The organism is Streptomyces neyagawaensis, assembly GCF_023516595.1.
Classification (GTDB): domain Bacteria; phylum Actinomycetota; class Actinomycetes; order Streptomycetales; family Streptomycetaceae; genus Streptomyces; species Streptomyces neyagawaensis.
In genome coordinates, this window is record NZ_JAMGBG010000235.1 from 1 (window position 1) to 3,935 (window position 3,935).

A 3,935-nucleotide genomic window follows, 5' to 3' on the forward strand; every position below is an offset into this window, starting at 1 on the left:
GACCGGTCACAATCGTGACATGAATGTGACCGGTCACACAAGGCGTCCCGCGAGCATCCGGGACGTGGCGACCGCCGCCGGCGTCTCGTACCAGACCGTCTCACGGGTGATCAACGGCCACCCCAGCGTCAAGCAGTCCACGCGGGAGCGGGTGCTGGCGGCCATCGACGAGCTGGGCTTCCGCCGTAACGCGACCGCCCTGGCCCTGGCCAGCGGCCGCAGCCGCGCGGTGACCGTGCTGACCGCGAACACCACCCACTACGGCTACGCGTCGATCCTCCAGGGCATCGAGGAGGCGGCCCGCGCGGCGTCGTACACGGTCGGGATCGGCGTCCTGGAGTCGGCGGAGGAGGCGGCCGTCGCCGCCGAGGTGCGGCGGGCGGCGGACGCGGGCGGCGGGCTGATCGTGATCGCCTACGATCCGGCCGGTGTCGGCGCCCTGGCCGCGGTGCCCGCCGAGCTGCCCGTCGTCGGTGTCGTCGAGACCCCGGCCACCCCGCCCGGCGGCGACCGCCCCTGGGTGTGGACCGACGACCGTGAGGCCGCCCACGCGGTGACCCGCCATCTGCTCTCCCTCGGCCACGAGACCGTGCACTACGTCGCCATCCCGTCCAGCACCCGCCGCACCAGCGCCCGCACCACCGGCTGGCGGCAGGCGCTCCGGGAGGCGGGCGCGCCCGAACCGCGCCCGGTGCAGGCCGACTGGGGCCCGGCGGGCGGTCATCGGGCCGGCCGGAAGCTGGCGCAGGACCCGTCGGTCACGGCGATCCTCTGCGGCAACGACGACCTGGCGCTCGGCGTGCTCCGCGCCCTGCGCGAGAACGGCCGGTCCGTTCCCGATGACGTCAGCGTGGCCGGCTTCGACGACGCCCCGCACTCCGCGTACCTGACCCCGTCCCTGACGACCGCGCGCCTGGACTTCACCGGCCTCGGCCGGGCCGCGTTCGCCCTGCTGCACGGTGTCCTGGAGCAGTCCGCCCCGATCGCCCCGCACCGGGTCTCCGTACCGGAGCTGGTGGTCCGGGAGAGCTCGGGACCGCCGCCCGCCCGCGTCTGACCGGTCCCGGCGCCCCGGCCGCCCCCGCCCCCCAGAAGTCCAACGTGCCGACGAAGCCGGCCTCCGGCGACCAACCCGACCCGATGGTCGCCGTGTTCCTCGTCGGCCGGCGAAAGACCGTGTCCGGAATCACCAGTGGAGCCGTCGAACGACCGGAGGTCCGACCGCGTGATCACCCCCACCCACACACGCGCCCGTGAACGAACCCGCACCAGGTCCCGGGCGCGAACCGCCCTGATCACCGCAGTCCTTGGAGTCACCGCCATGGCAGGCACCCTTCCCGCCACCGGGGCCCCCGCGGCCGCCGCCGCGGACCCGCAGCGCCTCACCGTCGACCTCTCCGCCTCCGAGGGGCCCGTCATGCGGGGCGCCAACGGCGCGCTGTACGGGCTCAGCGACGACGGGGTGCCCAGCGACGCCGCCCTCGCCCCGCTGAAGATCACCAGCATCTCGCAGAAGCCGGAGGGCGGCGCCCAGCACCCCAACGGCGACGCGCTGACCGTCTCGAAGTCGTTCTTCCGCAACGGCGGCGGCGAGATCAACGTGATGATGCAGGACATCTACGCCAAGTGGCCCTACGAGGACCTCGGCATCGACGACTACCTCCCCAAGGTCGACAGGATCGCCGAGGACATCGCGGCCGACCCGAACAGCGACCGCTTCGTCTACATCCCCTTCAACGAGCCCGACCAGATCTGGTACAAGCTCGACGTCGCCGACCAGGCCCAGTACGAGAAGAACCGCGACCGGTTCTTCCAGGACTGGAAGACCGTGTACCGGCGTATCCGCGCCATCGACCCCGACGCGCGGATCGCCGGCCCCAACGAAGCCGCGTACCACACAAGGCTGCTGAAGGACTTCCTCGCCTTCGCCCAGCGCGAGGACGTCCTGCCCCAGATCATGACCTGGCACGAACTGGGCTCCGGCTCGCTCCGCGACTTCCAGGGCCACTACGACGACTACCGCTCCCTGGAACGGCAGTTGGGCATCGCCCCGCTGAAGATCAACATCGATGAGTACGCTAACCGCCGCGACCTGTCCGTCCCCGGCCAGCTCGTGCAGTGGGTCTCGATGTTCGAGAGGAACAAGGTGTACGCCAACCAGGCGTACTGGGACGCCGCCGGAAACATGGACGGCAACGTCGTCCGCTCCAACATCCCCAACGGCGGCTGGTGGTTCTTCCGCTGGTACGCGGGCCTCACCGGCGACACCGTGAAGGTCACCCCGCCGCAGGCGAACACCATCGACACCCTTCAGGGCCTCGCCTCCCTCGACCCCTCCCGCCGTCAGGCCCAGGTCCTGCTGGGCGGCTCGGCCGGTGACACGGACGTCGTCGTCCGCGAGGTCCCCCGGTCCCTCTTCGGCCGTACGGTCACCGCGACCGTCGCCGAGGCCGCCTGGTCCGGCTACGAGGGACAGCACGCCACGCCCCGCGTCCTGACCCGCACGAAGCTACGGGTCGCCGACGACGGCACGGTGACCGTCCCCCTGCGCGACCTGCACCGGATGTCCGCCTACCGGATCGTCCTCACCCCCGGCGGCTCCGGCGCCCCCACCGCCCCCACCGTGCCCTGGACCGCGTCCCACGAGGCCGAGGACGCCGCCATCACCGACGGCAAGGTCTACACCCAGGGCACCGTGAGCAACGCCAACGGCTACGCCGCCTCCGGCACCAAGGACGTCGGCTCCCTCAACCAGGCCGGCAGCAAGGTCGACTTCACGGTGACCGTCCCCGAGGACGGCCCTTACGACCTGGCGATCCTCTACGGCAACCAGTCCGGCGCCCCCGCCACCCAGAAGCTGTCCGTGGACGGCGGCGACCCGGTCACGGTCACCTACCCCTCCACCGAGAACTGGACCTACCGCGCCAAGAAGGACGTCCGCGTGGAGCTGTCGGCAGGCAGCCACACCCTGACCCTCGCCAAGGGCGCCGCCGAGGTCACCCTCGACCGGATCGACCTCACCGCCCGCACCACGGCACCCGCCACCTCCTACGAGGCCACGCTCGCCGACATCAGCGGCAGGCCGTCGTACGACTACTCCTCGTCGGCCGGCGTCGGCACCGGCGCCCTCGTCCTCGGCCCCGGCGACAAGGCGGTCTTCGACGTGTACGCCCCGCGCGACGGCTACTACCGGGTGGTGCCCCGGGCGTCGGCGCCGGTGCGGCTCGCCCTGCACGGGCAGACGGTGGCGGCGGTGCCCGGCCGTCCGCTGAAGCTGTACCTCGTCGCGGGCAACAACCGGATCGGGGCGACCGCCAAGCACTCCGCCGTGCGCTCCCTCGACGTCTCCGGTGACGGCTCGACCGACGGCACCCTCTCCTACGGGGCCGCCACCGCCACGCTCACCGGCGGGGCCAGGCTGGTCGACTCGGCGCACGCCTCCGCCGGCTCCTACATCGGCCGGCTCGGCAACAGCGCCGACAGCACAGCGGAGTTCACCGTGCACGCGCCCACCGCGGGCCGCCACGTACTGGTCGTCCACTACGCCCACAACGACCGCCGGGACAACGGCCACGCCTACAACACCGACATCATGTCCCGCACTGCGGACATCACTGTCGGCACCGGGGCCCCGCGGAAGGTCACCTTCAAGAACACCTGGAGCTGGGACGACTACTGGACCGTCGGCGTCCCCGTCGACCTGAGGAAGGGCCCCAACAAGATCACCTTCGCCAACGCGACCGCCTGGGCCCCGAACATCGACCGGATCGAACTGGGCCGGGTCATCGGCTAGAAGGCTCATGAAGATCTTGGGTTCTGGCCCTGCCGCGTCAGCGGCAGGGCCAGACTCGTCTTGTGGCGATGGGTGAGTGGGTCGGCGAGACGGTCGGGCCAGACGTGTGGGAGACGTGCCGGGGTCTGATCCCGGCCGGGAG

Annotated in this window: 2 protein-coding genes; both read left to right on the forward strand. The window is 71.8% G+C overall.

Translation table 11 applies throughout. From position 1 onward, the window contains the following. The first annotated feature begins 19 nt into the window (after positions 1 to 19). Positions 20 to 1,057 (forward strand): LacI family DNA-binding transcriptional regulator, encoded by a 1,038-nt coding sequence (locus M8J73_RS44425; RefSeq protein WP_274757673.1) that lies wholly within the window; start codon positions 20 to 22, stop codon positions 1,055 to 1,057. A gap of 264 nt (positions 1,058 to 1,321) precedes the next feature. Then, complete coding sequence (locus M8J73_RS44430) at positions 1,322 to 3,793, forward strand: CBM35 domain-containing protein (RefSeq protein ID WP_249829924.1); 2,472 nt, start codon at positions 1,322 to 1,324, stop codon at positions 3,791 to 3,793. Positions 3,794 to 3,935 lie beyond the last annotated feature (142 nt).